The sequence below is a fragment of the Flectobacillus major DSM 103 genome (assembly GCF_000427405.1).
Lineage (GTDB): Bacteria > Bacteroidota > Bacteroidia > Cytophagales > Spirosomataceae > Flectobacillus > Flectobacillus major.
On the sequence record NZ_KE386491.1, the window covers coordinates 1,471,811 to 1,496,653 of the forward strand.

Genomic DNA, 24,843 nt, shown 5'->3' on the forward strand with positions numbered 1-24,843 from the left:
GTATGTCAATTGTTCTTATGAAGCTTTTAGCATCGAAATACTCTTTTTGAAGTAAGTAGGCGTTGTGCCTTCGTATTTTTTGAAAATAGTACAGAAATAATTGACATTCTGAAAACCTACCCTAAAGCTAGCATCAGTAATACTCATCATAGGGTCGGCAAGGATTTTTTTAGCCAATTTTACCCTTTCTTGAATAATATATTCTACAGGACTTAGCCCAAACTCACGCTTGAAACTCCTGAAGAAATGAGCTTTACTCATACAGGCCATATCGCTAAGTTTTTCAATGGTCAGGTTTTCGGCAAGGTTTTCTTTGATATACCTAACCACATGAGCAAAGCGGTTGGTATTGATATACTGCATATAGTTATCAAAAATCAAAACACGAGCCTGAGTTTGCATCAAACGTAGTAATAACTCTTGCAGAGCAAAATTGGCAAAAATATCTTTTGAAACATTATTTTCTTTCGATACATATACCAGCCTATCAATAGTATTGGCCATTTCAAGGCTATTTTTGATATGAAACTTATTCAAATCTATATTCCAAGATTCGTGGGTTTCTACTTTTGCATATTTTTCATTAAGCAAATCTATGGTTTCCTTGATTTTCTCTTTGTCGATAGCCAAGGCAATACATTGTGTAGGCGACTGCAAACTAGCCTCAGGAAAATCAATAATCATTTCTTCATGGGAAGGTACTACTACCGATTCGCCAGGGAGGTATTCAAAAGGCTTATTGCCAAACAAGTTCATTACTTTTTTGCCTCGTAGCATAGCTGTAAATACAAGGTTATCGAACTTGAGGCTTACACGTTCGCTTTTTTGATGGGTTTCAAATATGTTAAGCTCACAGTGATTCAAACTAAAGGTAGAGCGATGCTCTACCAAGGTTTGAAGCTGACGCATATTGGTCAGTGCTTGTGTTTGGGGGGCATATTTTTTATCCATAAATGCTTTGGGGAATAGCGTTTTTACTTTTGCTATTGCAATTTAATAAATATAAGCAAAACAAGATTAAATATGAGATTTTTTTGTAGAAACATGATAGAATAGTGAAGATATATTAGCGATAAAAGGATGAACTTTGAATTACAAATCAAATATTTATCCTTTAACTCATATTAACATGGAAACCGTTGTAGAAACCAGTAATTTAGTCGCTCGTCCTCAGTTCAAAGAAAGATATGAAAACTTTATTGGTGGGGAATGGGTATCGCCTATTAAAGGGGAATATTTTCAGAATATTTCACCTGTAGACGGCAATGCTTTTACAGAAGTAGCACGCTCAACCAAAGAAGATGTTGAATTGGCGTTGGATGCTGCTCATAAAGCTTTTGAAACGTGGTCGCGCAGTTCGGCTACTTATAGAAGTAATATATTATTGAAAATTGCCGACGTTATGGAGGCTAATTTAGCATATTTGGCAGCAGTAGAAACCGTAGATAACGGCAAGCCTGTTCGTGAAACTATGGCGGCAGATATTCCTTTGGCTATCGACCATTTCAGGTATTTTGCAGGTTGCTTGCGTGCCGATGAAGGTAGTATTTCTGAATTAGACTCAGATACGCTTTCTATCCAAATTCATGAGCCTATTGGGGTGGTTGCTCAAATCATTCCTTGGAACTTCCCTTTATTGATGGCCGCCTGGAAACTCTGCCCAGCATTGGCAGCAGGATGTACAGTAGTAATGAAACCTGCCGAGCAAACGCCAGTAGGTATCTTGGTACTAATGGAACTCCTCAAAGATGTGCTTCCTGCGGGGGTTGTTAATATTATTACTGGATTTGGCCCAGAAGCAGGCAAGCCATTGGCTCAGTCGCCACGGGTATCGAAAGTAGCCTTTACAGGTGAAACTTCTACGGGGCGTTTGATTTTACAATATGCTTCCGAAAATATTGTTCCTGTAACGATGGAATTGGGCGGTAAATCTGCTAATATTTTCTTCCCAAGTATTATGGATGCCGACGACGAGTTCTTCGATAAGTGCTTGGAAGGTGCTAGTATGTTTGCCTTAAATCAGGGCGAAGTGTGTACTTGCCCTTCAAGAATCTTGGTACACGAAAGTATCTACGAGAAGTTTATTGAAAGGGTGATTGAACGTGTTGAAAAAATTCAAATGGGGCATCCTCTCGACAAATCTACAATGATGGGAGCTCAGGCATCAAAAGAGCAATTCCAGAAAATTTTAGGATATATCGAAGTTGGACAAGACGAAGGCGCTGAATTGCTTACGGGTGGTACTGCCCAATATGTAGATGGCTTGCCTGATGGCTATTATATCAAGCCAACGTTGTTTAAGGGACATAACAAAATGCGTATTTTCCAGGAAGAAATTTTTGGCCCTGTAGCATCTGTTGCCACCTTCAAAACTACCGAAGAGGCCATAGCTATTGCCAATGATAGTCTTTATGGCTTGGGTGCTGGTGTATGGACACGCGACGCTCATGAGCTATTTACTGTACCTCGTGAATTGCAAGCAGGTAGGGTTTGGGTAAACTGCTATCATGCTTATCCTGCTCATGCTTCGTTTGGTGGATACAAAAAATCTGGTTTTGGCCGTGAAACCCACAAAATGTCGTTGAATCAATATCGACAAACTAAAAATATCTTGTTGTCAAATAACAAAAACAAGCTTGGGTTCTTCTAAGCAATGGTTTGGAAATCACCTAATCAATGAATAGCTAACTTACTAATTGGTATGAATTTACCAATTAGTAAGTTGATTTTGAGTTAAGTACAGTACAAAAGGGGTAATAGATTTTTAAAAACCAGCGTTTGTGAATGTGTTGCTATCAACTTCAACTAAAAATATCATGGAAGAAAGAATCAAAAGGGTATTGGTTACACAATCTGCCAAAGATGTGATTAAGCATCTGAAAAACAAACACGGAGGGTTGTTGTTTCATGTAAGTGGGGGCTGTTGCGACGGTTCACAACCAATGTGCTTTGAAATAGACGACTTTAAGCTCGGTAGTGTCGACCTCAAAGTGGGCGAAGCAGCAGGTTGTGGTATTTATATGAGTGCCGATCAATTTGAGTATTGGAAGTATGCTCAATTAACTTTAGATATTTTGCCAGGAAGAGGCTCTGGATTTTCGTTGGAAATTCCCCTAGGTTTGCGATTTACCCTAAAGTCGAGGGTGCTTACTATGGAAGAGCTAGCACATATCGAGCAACCTCAAGAAGTCCTAAATGTATAAATGCAACTTAGTAGTAAGTAGGCCGTAGCTCTTCTATTAAGTTGCATTTATGGCATTTTAGCCAAAATCAAATATTTATACAAACTAATTTTGGCCTTGTTTTTTGTGATTAACTGAAAGTTGATTTTCAACTTCAGAAAGTTAGTGCTTTCATTTATAGCGATATAACTGCTTTGACCAATGTAGTGTCAGTCAGAAGGTTGGTAAATACCGAGGCTACTTCATCAAAGGCTACATGGTGAGTAATCCATGTATTTACGTCGATTTGTTTATTTTCTAAAGCCTTAATAATATAGGTAAAGTCACTGGCCTTGCTATTGCGGCTAGCAAAAATACTTAATTCTCTTTTATGAAAATTAGGGTCGAAAAAAGTAAAGTCTCCTTGATACAAACCTACAAAAACCAAGCGTCCACCTGCAGCTGGATAATTAAAGGCATTGTGCATAGATTGCTTATTACCTGTGGCATCCAACACTACCGTTGGTAAATTTCCACCAAAAGCCGCTTTAATATTTTCTTCGGCCTGCTCGTTGGCCAATATTGCAAAATCTGCTTTCTGATGTTGAATACAAAAATCTAACCGATGGGTATTGATATCTAGTACCGCAACTTTGGCTTTTTTGAGCTTGGCAAATTCCATGACCGAAAGCCCAATTGGCCCAGCCCCAATAACCAAAACCGTATCTTTATCGGTCACAGAAGCTCGTTCTACAGCATGAGCTCCAATGCCAAGGGTTTCTACCAAGGCCAACTCTTCATAATTAAGAATTGCCGAAACGTGTAATTTATGAGCTGGTATTTTGATATATTCAGTCATACCGCCGTTGGTATGTACACCCAATACTTGGATATTTTCACAGCAGTTGGTCAAATCTCGTTGACAAGCCCAGCATTTACCACAATTCAAATACGGCTCTACGGCACATTTATCTCCAACCTTTATATTGTCGACTTCCGAACCTATTTTTACTACCTCTATACCCAACTCATGTCCTAAAATACGAGGATAGCTAAAGAAGGGTTGTTTTCCCTGAAAAGCGTGATAATCAGTTCCACAGATACCTATTTTATGAATTTTGACCAATGCTTCGTTGGGCGAAATTTCTATCGTATTATCCAGTTGTAGATATTGAAATTCGTGTGGTGTGGTTAATGAAAGAGCTTTCATGCGTTACAAATTGAATGTTAAGATTACGAGTGTTTAGTATATAAAGTAGAAAATATCAATAAATACCCTAATAAGGCTGTTTGTTTTCGTAGAAATAAGCTTTTGATAGTACAAAGAAAATGCTTACAAAGACTAACTAAATACTAGACTATAAAATATCAAAGCCTTTTGATCAGTTAAGGTTGGTCAAAAGGCTTTGCAAAGTATCTATAATGTATGATTGTATTGATTATGACTTTCTTAACTAAGAGTTTTCCTATTTGCAAGCAGATTTATTGGCTAGCTGCTAATAGGAAAATGATAGAAAGTTGAAGTATGATTGCTTAAAATACATTGCTGTCAAGCTACAACTGATAAGGCCAATACAATGCTTTGGCTTTTATTAATTCAAAAATTCATCGAAAGTTAGCGATACAAAGTAGGTAGAGCCAATATTAGGATTACCAAATGCTGTATAGTATGATTTTCCGAAAAGATTAGTACCACCAATTTTGATGATTGATTTTAAAGGAGCAACCTTTTTAGAAACCTGAACATCAATAGTCGAAATAGCAGGAACATTGGTAATCGTTTGTGCATAACCCACAGTAAAGCCCGAATCCCAAACAAAAGCTTCTTGATAACGCCAGATTAGGTTAAAGCTAATACCTGTTTCGCCAATACCTCTATTGCCAAACGATATATTGTATTTGTAGCGAGGAGTATTGAAAGATGTACGTCCGCCTTGTGCAATAATATTGGCATCAAATTCTTTCAAAACATTGTAGGAAACATTCCCCCCAAGTAAAAATCCTGCAGGCAAACGGTAGTCAAGGCCAATAGCATAGCCTTCGGTAACAGCTTTTCCTTGTGAAGAAGCAGGCATTTGATAAATCTGGCGATTAGATTCGTCTAATAAACCAAGTGGCGAACCTGTTTTTGACTGAATTAAGGTTTCGGTATAAGCAAAATTACTGAACCGGTTGTAGTAATAGCTGCCATCAATATATAGTTTTTCGGCAATAAGGCCACGGTATCCTATTTCGTACGATTTTACTACTTCGGGTTTGTATGGCTTAAACTGGTATGCTTTCAATACCCCGCTATTCAAGGCATATTGCAACCCTTGTTGAGTAGCCAATTTAGACGTTAGGTCGGCTATATTGGTGGCTGTTGGTGTAACGCCATATTTTCCAGTAAAAGCCTGAGGATTGCTTTGAGCTTCAGCTTGTAGGGCCGTTGCAATGCTTGGAGCAAGGCTTGTAGCACGAGTAGTAATAGCCTCGCCAAAAGCTCGGAGTGTTGCAGGCGTATAAGCAGGGTTGTTGACAGATGCTAGGTTATACTGTTCAATAAACTTAGGCAAACCTCCAATCAAAATGGCCTGTGGAGATTTTACATCTACATACTGGCTTTGGATAGTTGGAATACGGAAACCCGATTGATACGACACCCTAAAGCTATGTGACTCCCACGGTGAAACAACTGCGGCAATTCTAGGCGAAAACTGGCCTTCAAAGTTTTGGTTTTTGTCATAGCGTCCAGATGCCACCACTTTTAGTTTGTTGTCTAAAAACGTTTTGGTAGCTTGTAAGTAAGCACCCCATTCGTTTACCGAAATACTGTTGCCATCGCTATCTGGATAAAATGTTCCTCCCGAATTAAGGCTATATTTTCGGTAATTACTACCTACTAAGATTTCTGCAAATTTGATTTGATTCTTGAGGTTATACATTCCCTCTACTTGGTACAAGTTGGTTTTGTCGTACAAATGAGCCCCTCCATAAGGATAAAGAGCATTGTTTTTCTCGGCAATATTGATACTTTTAATATCGTTGACCAAGGAATTAAATGGCATAGTTCCAGGTATAGGACGAGCCGTATCGGCAAATCCACGGGCGATATTATGAGCGTTGAGGGTGTTATTGTCGGTTTGTAATGCCTTCAAATATGCCGAAACATAAGTTGGATACCACATTTGGCTACCACCACCCCAGCTTTCATTGAGGAGTTGTCCTAGTACACCCGTAGCATAAGAGTCGCCAGAGCGTTCTTGGGTAGTGTAACCACGCAAGAAAAAGTTAGATCCTTTTAGCTCTAGCTTGCCTTGCATTCCAGCAAAGTTGTTGAACGAATAGCGGTCATTACCCAAATACACCGTAGTTCCGCTTCCATACATAAACATACCAATGGCTTCGATAGATTCAGTGAGGCGGTAATGTAAAGCAATATTACTACGGATAGTTTTGGCTTCGGGGCTTATCAAATCTCTTTCGTTGTAACCCGTGCGGCTTACCAATGTGCCATAAGGAATAAGTGCAGCTGCCGAGGCGGGTAATATATTGCTTTGTACCATTTTGTCGGCAACACTGCGTAAATCTTGGCTGATTTCGTCGCCATATACATTTACACCATTATAAGCAGGGTCATTTTGGCGGTTGCTACCCAAGGCTAGGTTTTTGTTGATATTGAGGGTATTATTGGCTGCCCAATCGTTTTCGGCTTTTAGGTAAGAAAAGTTTACTTTCATCGCAAAACGGTCGTTGAACGACGTTGCCCATCTGATACTCATATCATAAAAAGGACTTACTGGACGAGTACGGCTACTTTCCGACATGACTCCTGTTTTTACATTTGCACTTAATCCTTTATAAAGGAAAGGGCTTTTTGAGTTCATCAACAAAATACCATTAAGGGCATTGGGGCCATACAAAGCTGACGATGCTCCTGGTAAAAACTCGGCATTGGCCAAATCAATATCGGAGGTAACACCGATTGTACCAATAGAAAAGTTTAAGCCTGGGGCTTGGTTGTCCATACCATCTACCAATTGTACGAGGCGGTTGTTGCCATTGGCATTAAAGCCACGAGCATTAATAGAGCCAAAGGTCATCGATTGGGTAGTAAAATCTACTCCTTTGAGGTATTTGAGGCTTTCGAGAAAATTGAAAGAGGGGTTGGCTTGAATGCTTCGAATGTCGATTTTTTCTACCGAAACAGGCGACTTCATTACATTTTCTTCGAGCCTAGCGGCTGCTACAACTACTTCCTGACTTTGTGTAATTTGTTCTTGCAAAACAATATTGACTACTTTGGTATTTTCGTCGATTGTAATTTCTTGGGTTTGATACCCTATGTACGAAACTACGATTTTGTAAGGAAGTGGTACTTGCGTGTACAGGGTAAAAGTACCATCAAGGTTAGAGGTTGTTCCTGTTACTTTGCCTTTGATAGCAATGTTGACTCCAGCCATAACATCGCCAACAAGGGCTTCAGTGATTTTACCTGTAATTTTGGTTTGGGCAAATGAATACATGCCAAGACATAGTAGTCCCAGCGTAAGGATGAATTTGGTAATTGTTGGTTTCATGATAGAAATTAGTAGTATGGATAGAAAATAGCTGCCAATGCAACCCCGTAAGGAATAGGTTACAGACGACTAAAACAGCAAAACTCAGTAGTATCCCTAAGCGGAAGGATATAAACTAAATAATGGAAAACTGAATTTTATAAAGATTGGCTGGTGTGTTGTTATAGCAATCAAGCGGTTTGCTCGTAAATATACAGCCGTAGTATTGCCACAACCAAGAAGAAATGTAGTGTTAGTAGAAATGTCTTTTTGACCGTTATCTATCAAGGATGAATGAAGAATATAGATATTAAGGCTTATTTCAATAAAAAAAATAGGGAAACACGAGTGGTTTCCCTGATGGTAAAAATTAGTTATTTAGTTTTTTGGATAAAATATAAAAATTCTCATCTAATTGAATCTCGTTAGCTTTTGCAATATTCAAAGATTGCCACGAAGTAGTTGGTAATATTTTTTTGTATGTTCCATCGGCCAATTTAATTCTCATAGGCATATCAAAACCATCAATACAGGTTGTCCAGCGGTATTGCAAAACATTATCGGTAGTTTTATATTCAAGCGTTGGTATTTGGGTATTTCGGAGGTATTGGTCAAATACTTTGCTCAAATCAACGTCGCCGTGTCTTGATATAAAGTTTTCTATTTGTTGGGTAGTTACGGTTTGGTGATAAAAGGTAGTGTTTAGTCCACGCAAAATAAATTTCCATTTAGCTTCATCATTAATGATATAGCGTATTGTATGGAGCATATTTGCTCCTTTGTAATACATATCGCCAGAGCCCTCATGATTGACATTGTATGTTCCAATAATAGGGCGGTCGTTTTTGATTAGCTTTCTACAGCCCAAAATATAGGCATGGCCTGCTTCTTTGCCATAATAGTATTCGGTAAAGAGATTTTCGGAATAGTTGGTAAAACTTTCGTGAATCCACATATCGGCAATATCTTTGTAAGTAATATTGTTGGCAAACCACTCGTGCCCCGACTCATGAATAATAATGAAGTCCCATTTTTTGCCCCATCCAGTACCCGATAGGTCGTTGCCACGGTAGCCATTTTGGTAGCCATTACCATAAGTTACCGAGCTTTGGTGTTCCATACCCAAGTAAGGTACTTCAACGAGTTTGTAACTATCTTCGTAAAAAGGATATGGGCCAAACCAGTGTTCAAAAGCTTTCAACATTTGTGGTACTTGTTTGAAATGCTCCATAGCTTTTGTATAATTTTCGGGCAAAACAAAAAAAACAAGGTCGAGTTTACCTTTTTCGCCATAATAAACATCCGAAAAGCGATAATAATTGGCAATATTGATATTGACACCGTAGTTGTTAATTGGGTTTCTAACAGCCCAGTCGAAGGTAGTGGTATTGTCGGTATTTTCTTTGATATTTACCAGTCGGCCATTCGATACATCCATCAATCCTTTAGGAACAGTCACCGAAATAAGCATACTGTCGGGTTCGTCATACATGTGGTCTTTGCAAGGCCACCACACCGAAGCCCCAAGCCCTTGGCACGAGGTAGCAATAAACCACTTGCCATCTTTATCTTTTTTCCAAGAAACGCCACCGTCCCAGGGTGGTCGTACTGCTACTTTAGGTTTTCCTGTATAAAAAACGGTCACTAGCTCATTTTTGCCCACTTTCTGGGCTTTCTGAAGCTCGATAAAATAGGCATTGCCATCACGCTTGAATTTTAAAGAGACACCATCTTGTACCACTTTGGTAATAATAAGAGGCTGTTGTAAATCAATTTGCATAACCTGATAAGGTTGCAAAACTTGGTATGAAACAGCAGTACTACCTGTGAAGGTGCTGTCTTTGGGTTCAACTTTTACACTTAATTTATAATATTTTAAGTCCCACCAAGCTCTTTCTTTGGTGATAGACCCCCTTAAAGTATCATCGTGAGTAAAAGTTTGTTTGTTGCTAAGTAATTGAGCATAAGAGCTATAGCAGCTTAGGAGTAAGCAGAAGAAAAAGAGTTTTTTCATTAAATATTGATGATTTAGCTAGTAATATAAATCCGACATACGGGCGGTTGGTCGTTTGAACGTTGAAGTTCGGGATTTTTTTAGAGAAACTGAAAAAACTTTTCTTTAGTATATAAATTTATTACTGGGGTTGTTTAAATTTCTGTCACTAGCGAATTTACTAATCCGTAAATAGAGAATGAAGACATTAGCGTATGTTCAAAACAATTCTGAAGTACGTTTACGTAGCCTCATTAGGCAAGATAACCTAACCTATTTTTTAGTAGTTGGATAAAGATATACTTCTACTCTTCGATTTAAGCCTTTTTCTGTTTCGTTGTTATTGTTGGCTATAGGCTTTTTGCTTCCCATTGCTATTTTTTTGATTCGAGTTTCTGTAATTCCTTTAGCAAAAAAGGCATTTTGAACATACATCGCCCTTACTTCAGACAAATAGAGATTGGAATTATAATTACCTACATTATCGGTGTGTCCAAAAATTTCGATATTAAGATTTGGCTGAGCTGCAGCTTGTTGAATAATTTGATGTAAAATTATCTGAGATTCGGGTTTGAGCAAAAAGTTGCTTTGCTCAAAATAGAGGATAAACTTTTGGGGTTCTGTGATAGTAGGAAGTGTGTCGAGGCTAGGTACTGATTCTACTACATATTGATTCATTCCTGCCGTAGCTTGAAATGTATGATAAACGGTATCTTGCCCAGTACATACTTTAACTTTATACCACTCATTGAGTTCTAATAGGCCATAATGTATTGGATGCTGCGATGGTATTTTGGTTGTTAAATCATTGCCAGAAGGAGAGAGTTTGGAAAGATATACTTCTGCTTTCGGCTGATTAGTACTGGTAATAGCATTAAAAAACACAGGTGTTTTTATCAATGAAATAGTGTCATGATGCGTCAGGTTGTCGAGTTTATCAATAATGAGATTACCATAAAAAGGTTGATAATTGGGCGAAGCCACTTCGACGGCCAAAATATCATGTTCAGTAAATTGAATAGAGACCTCTTTTCTTTGTAAAGAAGTTTGGTATTCATATACTTTTCCAGTGTTGGTTTGAATCAGCCTAAAAGCCGCTTCAATAGGTTTATGCGTAATTCCGTCTACTGCGGTAAGGATATGCCTAATTGATTTACCTTTGGAAGTAATAGGTGTCTGTTCAACTTTCCCCGACTTGGTGGTAGATTGAGCAAACACCTTGTTACTTTGGTGCTCGATAAGCTTTACTAAAGGTATTATATAAAGGAGTTCGGAATACTTGAGGTTGTTAAGAGCTAAATTGATGCTAATGGTATGATAACCAGTAGCTTGTACTTTGAGGGTGATGCTCTGTGGTTTAGTTGCTATCAAAAACCAGCCATTTACCCCATTGTTGATAGCTCGGCTCCACGTAGGACTTTCTGATGAAAGATATGCCCATTGGAGCGTAGCTACGATGGGCTGTTGGGTAGAGGCATCTATCACCAAGCCTTTTATTTGTATGTTGGTTGTATAATTTTGTCCTATAGCCAGTTTACTAATCAAAGAAAATATCAAGAAAAGAGGTATTTTCCTTAAATCAGCTTTCAACAACAGTAAGTGAGCAAAATACAATATCATATAAATGTTTTTCTGATTAAAAGCCTTAATGTACTGAATATCAAAAAAATAGTATTTGAATATTCAGGCACAATGTCTAATAATCAGATAATTTTTGATTAGAACCTCTATTTAGAGGTTCTTTTGATTAATTCTTTAAACTCTTTGGTACTTCTAAGTTTATTATCAATAACATTAATGAGTTTATCTTTCTTGATAAAACTAGGGTCGATGGCTTTACTGGTTAGTAATTTTTCTAAAACCTTTAAGCCTTCAGGAATATTTGTACTTTGTATATAATAACAAGCCAGTAAGTAATTCAATTCGGTGTTGTCGGGGTTGGTCTTTAGCGATGCGTTAATAATTTCGAGTGCTTTACCACTTTGACCATCAAATAGATAGCAGGTGGCTAGGTCTCGGTAGATAGATACATCCAAATCTCCTGTTTTGTTGTCAATCGTACTAATAAAGGCATTGATGGCCTCATTGTATTTTTCGGATTTAAACAAACTATAAGCTTTCATCCGATAAGCCTCGCTTATATTTTTTTTGAGCGTATCCAAATCTACTGAGTTTTGGAAAGCTTCGGCAGCCTGTACAAATTGGTTTAAGTAAAATAAAGCAATCCCCTTGGCCATTTGTTTTTGGTAGGTATCGGGCCCTAGCAAAATGGTTTGGTTGAGGTCGGATAAGGCAAGGTCGCTTTTGCCAAGTTCATTGAATGTTAAGCCCCTATAGAAATATGCCTCCGAAAATTCATTATTTAGTTTGATAGCTGTAGTAAGTTCGAGGTTGGCTTCAGCAAAATATTTTTCTTGTACCATCGAAACCCCCAGATAGTGGTGCATATTGGCAAAAAACTCTTTTGAATAGCTTTTTTCGATACTTGATTTTGAGATTTTGATTCTTTGAAAAATAACTATGGCATTTTTGAAATCCTGTAATTGCATTAAGGCTCGCCCTTCATACAATAAGGCATCAAAATAGTTTGATACAATGGTATTGGTTTTGTGGAAATCTTCGATACTCTCTTTGTAGTGTCCTAAGTTGTATTTAGATACGCCTCTTTTGTAGAAAGCATCATCATAGGCTTCGTTATGAACAATTGCCGTGGTATAATTTTCGATGGCTTTGGTAAAGTTTTTCTCTACAAAATAACATTCACCGATTTTGTACCATGCCCTAGAGTTGGCAGGTAATGTCAAAACACTATTGGTAAAATTGGTACGAGCCTCGTTGATGTCGCCATTGATTAAGGCTTTGTCGCCTGTAAGAAAAAATGTTTCAGAGCGGTCTCTGATAATTTTGTATAAATCATCTTGGAGTTGTAGCTCTATTGCTTTGCCAAAGTCGAGTCCTGCTTCTTTATAATGTTGAAGATTGAATTGGGCATTTCCTCTATAATAATAAGCCAAAACAGCATTGGGATTGAGGGTAATATTTGCCGAATAATCAGAAATGGCTTTTTGCCATGCACTATTTTGGGTATGTAACGAAGCCCGTTCAAAGTAGTACTGAGGGTTTTTGGGGTCTAGCTCGACAGCCTTGTCGTAGTCATCAAAAGCCCCTTGGAGGTTATTGGTACGAATTTTCAAAGCAGCCCTTGTATTATAAATGGCAGCATTGTCTGGCTCGATACTCAGTACGCTTGTATAATCGGCAATGGCTTTGGGTATATTGTTTTGAGAAACATAGTATTCTGCTCTTGTCGATAAAGCACCAACATTTTGAAAATCAAGGTTGATGGATTCATTGAGGTCTTCAAGAATACTTTTAGGGGAATCGCCCAACTGGATAGCACATTTGGCACGACCTAAAAAGTAATCGGAATTTGACTTGTCTTTTTTGATATAGTTATCGTATTTTTTTTTGAGTTCTTTGAAATTACCTGCCAGAAACATTTCGTCAGTTTCTGTTTTGATATTCAATTCTTTGTTGAGTTCTCGGATAGTTTCTTGGTACAAATAAGCCGAATCAGGTTTAATCCTAAAGGCTGATTGATATTGCTGAATAGACTTGTTATAGTCTCGTTTGCGTTGCCATAGTTTAGCTTCAGCAATGAACCGTAGATAGTTTTGTTCTTTTTGCTTCTGAGCTAATCTTTCTTCTTCTTGCTTTTTTAGTTCTTGTTCTTTCAATATCTCACGTTTGGCAAGCGAAATTTGTTTTTTGATATAGAATGTTTTACCGTAATCGTCTTTATCTTTTTTGAGGGCTTCGAGATACGCCTGAATCGACAATTCAAATTCTTTGGATTTGAAGGCATCGTCGGCATCGGACAAATGACGTTGGAAGTCGGATTGTTCTTTTTTTTGGTCGTCGTTCTGGGTAGTTTCGGCTTCGGTATTGCTGGCAATAGGCTCGTTAGATGTTTCAGTTTTGATAACAATATCATCTTTGCCATTTTCTTCCGAAGTATTTCCAAAGGCAACTCGGGTAATATTGGCTACCCATTTTTTGCCATTTTTGGTGATACGAAGCTCGGCCACACGCTGAGTTTTGCGATAAGGTATATTAATAGTTTTGTGTTTATTATTAAACAAACTTTCAAAATATACTTTGATATACATATAATTGCTTCCTTGTTTTACATTGGAAGTACTAATAATATTTAGGTCGATACTGTTTTCGGTACCTTTTGTGTACAGAATATCAAGGTTATTGAGGTATTTCTCAACGGTTAAATCATGGATATTGGCGTTGTTATAGTAATTAGGGTTGATGTCGTCCTCAAGAATAGTTTGATTATTGTAAAAAACCTGGATATTACTATTACCGTAACTATCCTTGATAGTGGCGAGCTTTTCGGCATCACCGATAGACTCATCGGTGATAAAGTTGAGCAAATCTTTATAGCCATTTTGTATTTTTCGTTGAGCTACAAGCTTGATTTCTTCACTTTCTTTGAGGCTTAGCGTTTGGGCGTTTGCATTGTTCCATTGCAATAGCGAAAAAAGCCCCAAAATAGTAATAATATTGTATAGATATTTCATGATAATGTCTTTATTGTTCACAAAAAGAGACTAGTGAATTGGAGAAAAAATTACTTTTGTTCAACAATCCCGATGTTGCCAAGAAAAACCTCCCATTGACTGTTTTCGTTGGCATCAATAATTTTTTTGTATGATTTTACCATAACTTTAACATCCTTTTTTACAATGTCGCTGTATTTGACATTTCCTTTTTTGTCATATCCCGAGAACCGTTGTTCTCCAGTGATTACCCCATAATAATTGCCATCTTTTTCTTGTTGTAGATTGCCAACATATTGAATGTCAGTCCAGTCTATTTTTACAGAACTATAGGGCGAAAGTTTTAGTCTTTTCAGGTATTCCTCTATTTTTCGGGTTACTACCACTATATTGCCGTCGGGTTTTCGTAGTGAAACCTGTATTGTAGCATTGGGCGTAAATAGCTTGATAGCCTGTTCAATAGCCTTATCTTTTTCTTCCGAGCTAAGTTCTTTGTTGGCTATTAAGTTGAGAAACTCACTAAAGCCATCTACTTTTAATTCAGCTTTTTTACGATAAGACTGGATTTCGGAAGGCGAAAGCGTAATTGTGCTAGGCAAAGCAGGCTCTGCTGTAGCTACTATATCAGCTTTTTCAATGATTTTCTTTTTGAGTATCTTGAGGTTATCAGCTAGTTCGTTGGGCGAAGCCAAAAACTTATGATTACCATTGACATACAAAATCAGTAGTAAATCCTTTTTATTTTCGGTTTGGCTATCATTGGTTTTGATTGTTTTGAAGTTGACGATGTCATTTGATTCGTAGGTAATATTGCAGCGTACTACATCAATAGCCTGCTTGTATACCAGAAGGTCGTATTTGCTGGTTAATTTGGGACTGTTTTTGAAATCATTGATAGCATTAGCTCTTTCTTCGGGTTCTTGGGCGAGTTCTTCGCCGAGAAGAATATTTCCTTTTCGGTTGATAATCAGTAGTATATTGCTTATTTTTTGAGTAAGAATATCAGATTCTTTCTCTTGGGTAAACTCAACTTCGCCATTATTGAAGTTGATAATATTACCTTTCAGTACCTGATTGTCTTTGGTATAGATATGGTCTTGGGCAAAAGTACTTGAGATACTCACCCCCCAACAACTTGTGAGCAACAATAGGATAATAATTAATGGATGCGTTTTCATATTTTGTAACTGGTATTGTACGAAATAGCCGTTAAGTATTTGACTAGTATAGTGTTGAAAAACTAATCACTTTTACATTACTTTCGAGGTATTAGCGTTTTGTTTTACATTTTTTAATTTTGTTCTGGATACTGCTGTCGTCGATAAGGGCTTGTGCAACCAAGTACCAATCCAGAGCAGTTTGGTATTCGTCAAAGCCAAGGAATTTATCGCCTCTTTGTTTGGCCATATTGGCTATTTTGATGAATTTAGGGTTAAGGTTGGAGGTACTTCCTAGCGATATTCGAGCCTTTCTAAAAAACTCAATGGCCACATCTATTCGGTTGTTATTGAGGGCTATCTCGCCCTGTTCTAAGTAAAACGAAAACCCCTTATTAAGCTCCTGTTTAGGTTTTTGAATAATATTTTCGAGGTTATAATTTCCATCTTTTAGTTCTCCTTCATATAGCAGTGAGGTGTCAATTCTGGAATAGATAAAGGCATATCCTGAGGGTTGCCCGTTTTTCATCAAACCCGAATAAAGATACAACCTACTAATAGGGTAATACTCGTAATAGCCATCGATACTTCTTGTGCTAGTGCTACTTTGAGGCGTGTTACTAGCAGTCGAAGGAGTTGCTTTGGGTGTTTTTGGGCTAGCCTTCTGAACCTTAATCTTATTAAATACGGGTACTTTTTGGCCAATTACCGCTAGGTAACAAAATAGTTGGATACTAATGAGTATAAGTTTTTTCATACGATTTGGTTCTAATCAACGACATTATTGATAAATAGAGAATCTAACAAAGTTTTTTGATGGGAGAAATCGTATTTTGCTTCAGAAGTACTATTGACAAAGCTAAATTTTAGCGGAGCTCCTGTATGGGTATTCAATACCTTGATACCGATAGTACCGTCTACTTTATTTTCGATTACTAATTCTATATGGCTTGCGTGCATCGCCAGATTGTTGTCGATAGTAATTATGCCTAATTTTTGTGTAAAATCCTTTCTGTCAAGGTATTGGCATAGTTCTAGTTCGGTGTTTTTTTGGCGTTTATCAAGTTGAATAATACTTCGCCCAACTATAGGAAGCGGAATGTTTTTATGGACAACCAACTCTAGATCAGTTGAGTTTTTGGGGCGAATGGCTATGTTATAAGAACTTACATTTTTGAGGTCGAGGTTCGATTGCAACTTTCCTTTCCCACTGGTAAAGCTATTGGCATAAATAGCAGCCCCTTTAGATACACTCGTGAGGGGTTGATGATAAATGATTTTTTGATAGCTAGGATTAATAATATTACTCCAGTATTGGTATAGCAATTTGCTATTACTAGCCCCACCAATAAGAATTATCTGGCTAATATTAGCGATATGTAAGCCTAGTACTTTAAGGGTATCTTTAACGCAATCTTCAGTTTTTTTAATAATTTCAAGGGCAAACAGGTTGTATTCGGTAATATCAAAAAATACCCTAAAGAATCGGTTGTCGAAGTAAAACCACCGTTCTAGCCCTTTTCCTGTTTGATTCAAGATAATTTTGCTTTCTTCGGCCAAAGTTTTGAGTAAGTTATTGTTATAATAGGTGTCTTTTATGGCTATGCCAAAAGCCTGCTGATAAACACTTTTGATTTTGTTAATAATAATTTGGTCAAACTCTTCGCCACCAATATCATTGATTCCTCCTTTGGCCACCACATGAATTTGTTCGTGGTTTTTGGTTAGTACCGATAAATCGAAAGTGCCGCCTCCGAGGTCATAAATCAAGATTAGCTCTTCACTAGAGGTTGTGTGTTCGTCCAAATAGTATAAAGCTGCAGCAATGGGTTCATCAAGCAGAGACGTTAGCTTTAGATTAGCAAGTTTGGCCGCTTCCATTACTGAGCGTCGTTGTAAGTCATTGTAATGCGATGGCACAGTTACTACGACTTTGTCGATGTCTTCATTGATAAAAAGTTTGGCATCATACATAACCTTTTTGAGCATAATTGCTGCCAGTGTTTCGCTAAATACTGGAATATTGCTTGCGGTGTACCCCAAAGGTACGTACGACCCAAAGTGTCGTTTAAAGAAAATATATAGGTTTTTATCAGGGTATGCCTGATAAATATTTTTGGCCAAGCTGCCAACAATAGCCTTTTCGTTATCTATGATAATTGCACTTGGTGTTGTTTCGGCATGTTTATCAAGATTATCGGGAATGATAATGGGAGTATTATCTTTTGTGAGTGTTGCTACTAATGTATTGCTTGAACCCAAATCTATGCCCAAATTCATATTAATATTCGTTCTTTTTGTTCAGAAATTGTTTTTTGTAATCCTTCACACGTTCGTTCGGCCAGTTGTAGGTTTTTTAATTTGTTGTCTATAATTGACTGGCTAGTAGCTAGTTGTGATTTTTTGTTATTGTTTAGGTCTTGTGCGTTTTTGGTAGCACTTTTCAAAATAGCGTCTATTTCAAAGGTGATATTTTGGGTTACTTCTCGAATATACCCCGAGAGGCTATTTACCCAGTCTTTGTAGCTATCATTATAAATTCGTCGAGCTTCTGCCTGTAAGTGGTCTTTGGCTTTTTGGGTTTCACGCTCACGTTCTTCTATTCTTTTGCGGGGTATTCTTACCCTTAGGTCTACAACGCCATACCAAATCAAAATACCTGATAAAATTGACGTTGCTAAAAGAATAGCGAGTTTGGTTTTTTTGGCAAAAAAGGCTAAATATTCATAACCGTTATTGACTTCGGCGAAGGTTTTGGGTACTTGTTCGCCGTCCGAGAAAAAGTCAACCCCTTGTATAAGTAAATTGAGGGGCATTAATAAACCCACAATTACCATGATAATACCCGTGTAGTCTCGAAGGGCAATGAGGTATTCGTTACGTCCTTCTTTAGTAATTTCGCCTCTAAAGTTTTTCTGGATATAATTGTTGCCCTGAACAATCAACGTAGGGTTGAGGTCGGGAAGAACAAACCGCTCAATTGTTACTTTGGGCAATTTATATCTTGCTAACAGTTGGTTGAGTTCCTCAAATGTTGATTGTGAGAGTGTTTCTAAAAGGCTTAAATCTTTCGAAAACTCGTGGAGTAATTCTTTTTCGTTGTGTTTGAAAAACTGCTCGGTAGTAGATAGATTGATACCTAGCTCAATTTTTTCATATTTGTCGGCAACTTCTATTTTCGAGAGGTCGCTGTATTGTATTTTATGGCAAAAATCGGCAATTCGTTCGCTAAAGAACCCATAGTTTGGTTTACTAAATTCTTCGTATTTAGCTTTAATACCTTTTTCTACTTCTTGGAGATTTTTGAGAACAGTATATCGAACAATATTATTGATTTCTGTAAAATTGCCTGAGTCTGATTTTTTCAGAAATTGAGCATCTTGAACCAAAAGATTCTTTTGGCTGGTAAGTATTTTATGCTCTGTTTTGACAATCTGATTGATATAATCAACTACTGGTTTTAGGGTTGACAACTTGGACAAATGCAGGAGTTTTTGAACATCTATAACTTTGATGATTGTTGCTATATCGTCGTTTGTTAGTAACTGAAATGTTTGGGTTGTAACACCCTGTGCCTTACAATAGGCTATAAGCTCGGCGGCGGTATCTGACTGAGGGTTGTTGTGTGTTGTAATTAAATATACTTTTTTATAATTTTCGATACGGCTATTTAATGCCAAAAGTATGTTGCTGAGAGGCAACTCCTCATAAAATACTATGGCAATATTGGCGATTAATGTAGGGTAGGATATAGGCAAAAAAGAACCAGTACAATACACCAGCGATGTATGTAACGATGCTAGTTGAGTACTGAGTTCTTGTTTTAGAGTGCCTTCGTGGCTACCAATGGCATCAATAGATAATTCATTTTGATTTTCGATACTATCAAAGTGTTTTTTGATTAATTCAAAAAAACCATACTGATTTGTATAACCAATATCTTTTTGAATTGAACTAATTTTTTCAAAAATAGCGTCTAAGTTATTGCTCATAGTATATTGATTACGACTGTACGCATATAGTCTGTGTTACTTACTTCATTTACGACATCAGCTACAGTACGCTGAGTATTTATTTTGAAAACCAGTTTGGTTTTACCAAATTGAAGGGTATCTCCTTCGTTAAGGGAATATTTACCTTGAAGCCTTTTATCGTTGCCATTTACAAATACGCCGTTTTTTGAGGGTTTTTCTCCTATTTCACTTACATCATATAAAAAGTAAGCATTATCAATAATCTCAATAATAGCATGTTTTCGACTCACAAACATATCGTGTTCGATACTTACGTCGAGTTTTTTGCCTTCGGTAGCCCGCCCAATAGTATTGAGCCCTTGCTTGAGGGTAAAGGCAATAGACGTACTGTTTTCTGTATGCCTAATCAGCCAAGCTGGCTCTTGAATTACCGACTGGGTTTCGTTTGACGAATTATTACTTACCTCGGGCCAATCTAATTCGGGCTTAATGACAGGTGTGTCAAAATTTTGGCTAGGACGGAGCAAGAAAGTCTTAAATTCCGCGAGTTTTTCTATATTTTTTTCATATACCTTTTTTAATAGGCTGGTTGGTGCGTTATTGACTAAGCTTTTGAAGTATTTTTCTTTTTCAGCAACAGCTTTTACCAGTTCGTCATCAGGAGTACCCGATGATAGCGACAAAAATTCTATTATTTCATTTCGGTTCATAAGACTTTTATATAAATAGGTAGTTAAAAATCTGCTAAACAGTAGTCTGTGTTACGAATTTGAAATTTAGCTCCTCTTTTGAAAATCAATTATTGGATGATTGAACGCCTTTTGTGTTTTAAAATAAGCTATCTCTAGCGGCTCTTTTTTGGGCATTGCAGCGATGAGCACGCTCCTTCGAGTCTTCTGCAGCATTGGCAAAAGCTTCAGCATTAGAAAGTCTGATACTAGCCTCATATTCAAGGTCGTTTGCTTTATGAAGTTTATGGAGAGCCTTATCAGCCAATTCCGACGACCTTTTATAATATTTTTCTGTTTCGTCTTTGAATTGTTCGGCTCGGGTCATTTGAGGTAAGGCTTCATCGGCATATTCACGAGCTAAATTTTCATCAGCCTTGGCGTTATTTTTGGCTGTTTGAGTTTCTTTGGCTGCTGTTTGAGCTTTATTTTTGATACCTTCAGTTTCGACAGCTTCGGCTTCAGCTTTATTTTTGGCTCGTTCAGATTGTTGTCGTTCAGCTTCGGCAATAAATCTATTTTTATCGGCCTGCATAGCAAAACTTTGAGCGGCAATGCGGTATTGGTCGGCCTCCAGAGCATCGTTTACGGCATCTTGCCTAGCTTTATCAGCTTCTTTGGCAGCAATAATGGTAGTGTTTTTGAGCTGCTCGGTTGTTGAGGCATCCGCTTTAACATCATTTTTCAGATTCTCGGTTTCGTTGGCTTGTTCCTTTGTTCTGTTTTTGTACTGTTCTATTTCTTTTTGGTCTTTCAATACCTCATTTTTTATTTTTTCAGCCTCATTGGCAAAAGCTTTAACTTGATTTTTTATTTGTTCAACTTCAGTAGCATCTTTTTTAATTTCAGCCTTTATCTGTTCGGTTTCGTTGGCATCTGCACGAGCCTCATTTTTGTGAATATCAGCTTCTTTGGCATCGTCTTTGGCTTGATTTTTGGCTTGTTCGGCCTCGTTGGCATCAGCCTTAGCGTCATTTTTAGCTTGTTCGGCCTCATTGGCATCGGTTTTTGCCTCATTTTTAAGCTGTTCAGCCTCTTGGGCATCAGCCAAAGCCTGATTTTTGACTAGTTCAATTTCAGCAGCATCCGCTTTTGTCTCATTTTTGGCTTGTTCGGTTTCGATGGCATCAGCCTTAGCCTGATTTTTAGCTTGCTCAGTTTCAATAGCATCAGCCTTGGCCTCGTTTTTGGCTTGTTCGGTTTCAGTTGCCTCTGCTTTCGCCTGATTTTTCGCCTGTTCGATTTCGTTAGCGTCAGTTTTTGCTTGATTTTTGGCTTGTTCGGTTTCTAGAGCGTCGGCTTTAGCGTCATTTTTGCTTTGTTCGGTTTCGTTAGCGTTAGTTTTCGCCTGATTTTTGGCTTGTTCAATTTCTAGGGCATCGGCCTTTGCATCACTTTTAGCTTGCTTGGTATCTTGAGCATCGGTTTTTGCCTGATTTTTGGCCTGTTCTGTTTCAGTAGCCAAACTTTTTGTTTGAGTTTTCGTTTGCTCTATTTCATTGGCATCGGTTTTCGCACCATTTTTTATTTGTTCAGTTTCCTGAGCATCGGCTTTCGCTTGATTTTTAATCTGTTCAGCCTCTTGAGCATCACTTTGAGCTTGTGATTTAGCTTGTTTAGTTTCTAGAGCGTCGGCTTTTGTTTGATTTTTAGCTTGTTCAGCTTCCAAAGCATCGGCCTTGGTTTGATTTTTGACTTGTTCAGTCTCCAAGGCATCGGCCTTGGTTTGCTCCTTCATCATTTCTATCTCAGAAGCATCCGATTTGGTTTGGTTTTTTACTTGTTCGGTCTCTTGAGCGTCGGTTTTCGCCTGATTCTTGGCCTGTTCAGCTTCCTGAGCATCAGTCTTTGCCTGATTTTTGGTTTGTTCAGTTTCCTGAGCATCTGTTTTCGCCTGATTTTTGATTTGCTCGGCTTCGTTGGCATCAGCCACCGAGCCACTTTTGGCTAATTCAGCTTCTTGAGCGTCGGCTTTAGACGTATTTTTAAGCATCTCACTTTCGTTGGCCAGTGTTAAAGCCGTATTGAGTGAGGCTTCTGTTTCGGTGGTATAAGCTTTGATACTATTTTTCAGTTCTTCGGCCTCGATACTATCAGAACGGACTTGATTTTTGAAACTCTCGACTTCTTGCCTAGCTGCAACACCCATTTGTTTAGCTGTAGCTATCTGTTGGCGGTCGGCGATAGATTCCTGTTTGGCCATTTCAGTGTTTTGTGCAAAGTCCTTCGCTATAAGGCTTGACTGTTTTATTTGGCCAAGAATACTATTAATATCGGTAGGCGTATAGTCTATGGCATTTTGGGAAATATCATTTTCTATATCTATCAATTGCTGATAGATAGCCTTGGCTTCGATTAATATGGTTGCTAGATTCATTTTTAAATCTAAAATGTTAAGTACATTGATTAGAAACCGCTACAAGCATGAAGAGCACAATTGTCAGCTTTGTGCATGTAGTCTTCGGCTTGTTGAGCCATCTGCCTCACTTTATCTTCTAGGCCATCTATAACTTTGAGATGAGTACTAATTTTGTCAGAATCAGCCTCAATATTTCTCAATGTGCTGTAAGCTGTATTTTTGTGCATCAAAGTAGCATCTGCAAAACTGAAGGCCTGTTGAGCATAAGACCTAGCCTGTTCTTTAGACATTTCGGCTTCTGAGGCATCTTGTTGAGCTTGAGCTTTGGCATTTTCGGTTTCGTTAGCATCGGCTTCAGTTTGTTTTTTAGCAGCTTCAGCAGCATTTGCATCTGAATCGGCATCTTGCCTAGCTTTTTCAGCAGCTTTAGCGTCAGCCTCGGCATCCTGTCGAGCTATATCGGCAGCCTTGGCATCATCTACAGCCGCATTTTTGGCATTTTCGGCATCAATAGCATCGGCTTTAGCAGCGTTTTTAGCAACCTCAGTTTCTTCAGCATCGGCTTTGGCTTGATTTTTGATTTGTTCGGCTTCATTAGCATCAGCTTTCGCCTGATTTTTGATTTGTTCAGCCTCAGCAGCATCAGCTTTTGCCTCATTTTTAGCCTGTTCTGTTTCATTGGCATCAGCCTTGGCTTCATTCTTGGCATTTTCGGCCTCGGTAGCATCGGCTTTTACCTCATTTTTGGCTTGTTCAGCCTCGGCGGCATCAGCTTTAGCCTCATTTTTGGCCTGTTCAGCTTCTTGGGCATCAGCTTTAGCGTCATTTTTGGCCTGTTCGGCTTCAATAGCATCGGCCTTAGCATCATTTTTGGCTTGTTCAGCCTCAGCGGCATCAGCCTTGGCCTGATTTTTGGCCTGTTCAGTTTCGTTGGCATCGGCTTTGGCCTGATTTTTGGCCTGTTCAGCTTCCTGAGCATCAGCTTTGGCCTGATTTTTAGCCTGTTCAGCTTCCGAGGCATCGGCTTTAGCCTCATTTTTGGCCTGCTCGGTTTCATTAGCATCGGCTTTAGCGTCATTTTTAGCTTGCTCAGCCTCCTGAGCATCAGCCTTCGCCTGATTTTTGGCTTGTTCGGCCTCATTGGCATCAGCCTTAGCGTCATTTTTGGCTTGTTCAGCCTCTTGAGCATCAGCTTTAGCGTCGTTTTTAGCTTGTTCAGCTTCTTGGGCATCAGCTTTAGCGTCATTTTTGGCCTGTTCAGCCTCTTGGGCATCGGTTTTTGCCTGGTTTTTAGCTTGTTCAGCTTCTTGGGCATCAGCTTTAGCGTCATTTTTGGCTTGTTCAGCTTCTTGGGCATCAGCTTTAGCGTCATTTTTGGCTTGTTCGGCCTCTTGGGCATCAGCTTTGGCCTGCCCTTTAATATTTTCTACCTCGTTAGCATCGGTTTTAGCGTCATTTTTGGCTTGTTCGGCCTCCTGAGCATCGGCTTTAGCTTGCGTTTTGGCTTGTTCAGCTTCTTGGGCATCAGCTTTAGCCTCATTTTTAGCCTGTTCAGCTTCTTGGGCATCAGTTTTCGCCTGATTTTTGGCTTGTTCAGCTTCCTGAGCATCAGCCTTAGTTTGATTTTTGGCTTGTTCGGCTTCGGCGGCATCAGCTTTGGCCTGATTTTTGGCTTGTTCAGCCTCGTTAGCATCAGCTTTAGCTTGCGTTTTGGCTTGTTCAGCTTCTTGGGCATCAGTCTTAGTCTGATTTTTGGCCTGTTCGGCTTCCTGAGCATCGGCTTTAGCTTGGTTTTTAGCATTTTCAGCTTCCGAGGCATCAGCTTTAGCATTATTTTTAGCCTGTTCGGCCTCTTGGGCATCGGCTTTAGCCTGAACTTTAGCCTGTTCAGCTTCGGCGGCATCAGCTTTGGCCTGATTTTTGGCTTGTTCGGCCTCCTGAGCATCGGCTTTCGCTTGATTTTTGGCTTGTTCGGCCTCTGTGGCATCCGTTTTCACCTGATTTTTTAGCTGCTCTACTTCCATAGTGTCAGCTTTGACATCATTCTTAGTTTGTTCAATTTGCTGAGAATCGGCAATAGCTTCTTGCTTCATTTGCTCAATCATCTGACCGTCGCTTTTAGCATCGAGGGCCGATTGACGAGCTATATCAGAACTACTTTTTGCTTCTATTAAATAGCCATTCAATGTGCTTTCTTGAATGGTAATGGTATCAATCAATTGGTTTTGTTGTGCCAATAAGGTATTGATTCTATCACGTACACTAACTGAATGATGAAGAATTAACTGTAATTCTTCTAACATTTGCGTTTCTGTCATGCTCATGTTTGTAAAATTTGGAGGTAGTAAAGAATCTTGTCAAT

General features: G+C 38.5%; 15 protein-coding genes. 2 read left to right on the forward strand and 13 right to left on the reverse strand.

The window, feature by feature from the left end; genetic code table 11:
• Positions 1–15: 15 nt before the first annotated feature.
• A complete protein-coding gene (locus FLEMA_RS0107980; protein ID WP_044171100.1) occupies positions 16–951 on the reverse strand; it encodes an AraC family transcriptional regulator in 936 nt (311 codons plus the stop codon).
• 178 nt (positions 952–1,129) lie between these two features.
• On the opposite strand from FLEMA_RS0107980, the gene FLEMA_RS0107985 reads away from it, so the two are divergent.
• Positions 1,130–2,650: an aldehyde dehydrogenase family protein gene (locus FLEMA_RS0107985; RefSeq protein ID WP_026995011.1), complete on the forward strand. Its 1,521-nt coding sequence runs from the start codon at positions 1,130–1,132 to the stop codon at positions 2,648–2,650.
• Between the two features lie 166 nt (positions 2,651–2,816).
• The gene (locus FLEMA_RS0107990) at positions 2,817–3,203 is read left to right on the forward strand and encodes a DUF779 domain-containing protein (protein WP_026995012.1); all 387 of its coding nucleotides are present in this window, start codon (positions 2,817–2,819) and stop codon (positions 3,201–3,203) included.
• Positions 3,204–3,357: 154 nt separating this feature from the next.
• On the opposite strand, the gene FLEMA_RS0107995 is transcribed toward FLEMA_RS0107990, so the two are convergent.
• The 12 genes from FLEMA_RS0107995 to FLEMA_RS76760 form a co-directional block, all read right to left on the reverse strand.
• Positions 3,358–4,371: a zinc-binding alcohol dehydrogenase family protein gene (locus tag FLEMA_RS0107995; protein WP_026995013.1), complete on the reverse strand. Its 1,014-nt coding sequence runs from the start codon at positions 4,369–4,371 to the stop codon at positions 3,358–3,360.
• A 382-nt stretch (positions 4,372–4,753) separates the two neighbouring features.
• Positions 4,754–7,720: a TonB-dependent receptor domain-containing protein gene (locus FLEMA_RS0108000; RefSeq protein WP_026995014.1), complete on the reverse strand. Its 2,967-nt coding sequence runs from the start codon at positions 7,718–7,720 to the stop codon at positions 4,754–4,756.
• Positions 7,721–8,069: 349 nt separating this feature from the next.
• Complete coding sequence (locus FLEMA_RS0108005) at positions 8,070–9,713, reverse strand: M1 family metallopeptidase (protein ID WP_026995015.1); 1,644 nt, start codon at positions 9,711–9,713, stop codon at positions 8,070–8,072.
• Positions 9,714–9,965: 252 nt separating this feature from the next.
• A complete protein-coding gene (locus FLEMA_RS76020) occupies positions 9,966–11,312 on the reverse strand; it encodes an OmpA family protein (RefSeq protein WP_052354022.1) in 1,347 nt (448 codons plus the stop codon).
• Positions 11,313–11,419: 107 nt separating this feature from the next.
• Entirely contained in the window at positions 11,420–14,284 is a 2,865-nt protein-coding gene (locus tag FLEMA_RS0108015; protein WP_026995016.1) for a tetratricopeptide repeat protein, read from the reverse strand.
• 50 nt (positions 14,285–14,334) lie between these two features.
• The gene (locus FLEMA_RS76025) at positions 14,335–15,441 is read right to left on the reverse strand and encodes a hypothetical protein (protein WP_026995017.1); all 1,107 of its coding nucleotides are present in this window, start codon (positions 15,439–15,441) and stop codon (positions 14,335–14,337) included.
• Positions 15,442–15,532: 91 nt separating this feature from the next.
• On the reverse strand, positions 15,533–16,177 hold the full coding sequence (locus FLEMA_RS0108025; RefSeq protein ID WP_026995018.1) for a hypothetical protein: 645 nt from the start codon (positions 16,175–16,177) through the stop codon (positions 15,533–15,535).
• Between the two features lie 11 nt (positions 16,178–16,188).
• Positions 16,189–17,700, reverse strand: coding sequence for an Hsp70 family protein (locus FLEMA_RS0108030; RefSeq protein ID WP_026995019.1), 1,512 nt, complete (start codon positions 17,698–17,700; stop codon positions 16,189–16,191).
• Positions 17,697–19,412 (reverse strand): hypothetical protein, encoded by a 1,716-nt coding sequence (locus FLEMA_RS0108035; protein ID WP_026995020.1) that lies wholly within the window; start codon positions 19,410–19,412, stop codon positions 17,697–17,699. Before FLEMA_RS0108035 ends, FLEMA_RS0108030 begins: the two co-directional genes overlap by 4 nt.
• Complete coding sequence (locus FLEMA_RS0108040) at positions 19,409–20,104, reverse strand: FHA domain-containing protein (protein WP_026995021.1); 696 nt, start codon at positions 20,102–20,104, stop codon at positions 19,409–19,411. The genes FLEMA_RS0108035 and FLEMA_RS0108040 overlap by 4 nt, the downstream gene beginning before the upstream one ends.
• Before the next feature lie 118 nt (positions 20,105–20,222).
• Positions 20,223–22,499, reverse strand: a complete 2,277-nt coding sequence (locus tag FLEMA_RS0108045; protein WP_026995022.1) for a hypothetical protein — start codon at positions 22,497–22,499, stop codon at positions 20,223–20,225.
• 29 nt (positions 22,500–22,528) lie between these two features.
• The gene (locus FLEMA_RS76760; RefSeq protein ID WP_026995023.1) at positions 22,529–24,799 is read right to left on the reverse strand and encodes a hypothetical protein; all 2,271 of its coding nucleotides are present in this window, start codon (positions 24,797–24,799) and stop codon (positions 22,529–22,531) included.
• Between the last annotated feature and the right edge of the window lie 44 nt (positions 24,800–24,843).

What these genes read in the sequence shown, in the direction of transcription:
- FLEMA_RS0107980 (WP_044171100.1), bottom strand. Translation starts at nt 951, where the DNA reads ATGGATAAAAAATATGCCCCCCAAACACAAGCACTGACCAATATGCGT.
- FLEMA_RS0107985 (WP_026995011.1), top strand. Translation starts at nt 1,130, where the DNA reads ATGGAAACCGTTGTAGAAACCAGTAATTTAGTCGCTCGTCCTCAGTTC.
- FLEMA_RS0107990 (WP_026995012.1), top strand. Translation starts at nt 2,817, where the DNA reads ATGGAAGAAAGAATCAAAAGGGTATTGGTTACACAATCTGCCAAAGAT.
- FLEMA_RS0107995 (WP_026995013.1), bottom strand. Translation starts at nt 4,371, where the DNA reads ATGAAAGCTCTTTCATTAACCACACCACACGAATTTCAATATCTACAA.
- FLEMA_RS0108000 (WP_026995014.1), bottom strand. Translation starts at nt 7,720, where the DNA reads ATGAAACCAACAATTACCAAATTCATCCTTACGCTGGGACTACTATGT.
- FLEMA_RS0108005 (WP_026995015.1), bottom strand. Translation starts at nt 9,713, where the DNA reads ATGAAAAAACTCTTTTTCTTCTGCTTACTCCTAAGCTGCTATAGCTCT.
- FLEMA_RS76020 (WP_052354022.1), bottom strand. Translation starts at nt 11,312, where the DNA reads ATGATATTGTATTTTGCTCACTTACTGTTGTTGAAAGCTGATTTAAGG.
- FLEMA_RS0108015 (WP_026995016.1), bottom strand. Translation starts at nt 14,284, where the DNA reads ATGAAATATCTATACAATATTATTACTATTTTGGGGCTTTTTTCGCTA.
- FLEMA_RS76025 (WP_026995017.1), bottom strand. Translation starts at nt 15,441, where the DNA reads ATGAAAACGCATCCATTAATTATTATCCTATTGTTGCTCACAAGTTGT.
- FLEMA_RS0108025 (WP_026995018.1), bottom strand. Translation starts at nt 16,177, where the DNA reads ATGAAAAAACTTATACTCATTAGTATCCAACTATTTTGTTACCTAGCG.
- FLEMA_RS0108030 (WP_026995019.1), bottom strand. Translation starts at nt 17,700, where the DNA reads ATGAATTTGGGCATAGATTTGGGTTCAAGCAATACATTAGTAGCAACA.
- FLEMA_RS0108035 (WP_026995020.1), bottom strand. Translation starts at nt 19,412, where the DNA reads ATGAGCAATAACTTAGACGCTATTTTTGAAAAAATTAGTTCAATTCAA.
- FLEMA_RS0108040 (WP_026995021.1), bottom strand. Translation starts at nt 20,104, where the DNA reads ATGAACCGAAATGAAATAATAGAATTTTTGTCGCTATCATCGGGTACT.
- FLEMA_RS0108045 (WP_026995022.1), bottom strand. Translation starts at nt 22,499, where the DNA reads ATGAATCTAGCAACCATATTAATCGAAGCCAAGGCTATCTATCAGCAA.
- FLEMA_RS76760 (WP_026995023.1), bottom strand. Translation starts at nt 24,799, where the DNA reads ATGACAGAAACGCAAATGTTAGAAGAATTACAGTTAATTCTTCATCAT.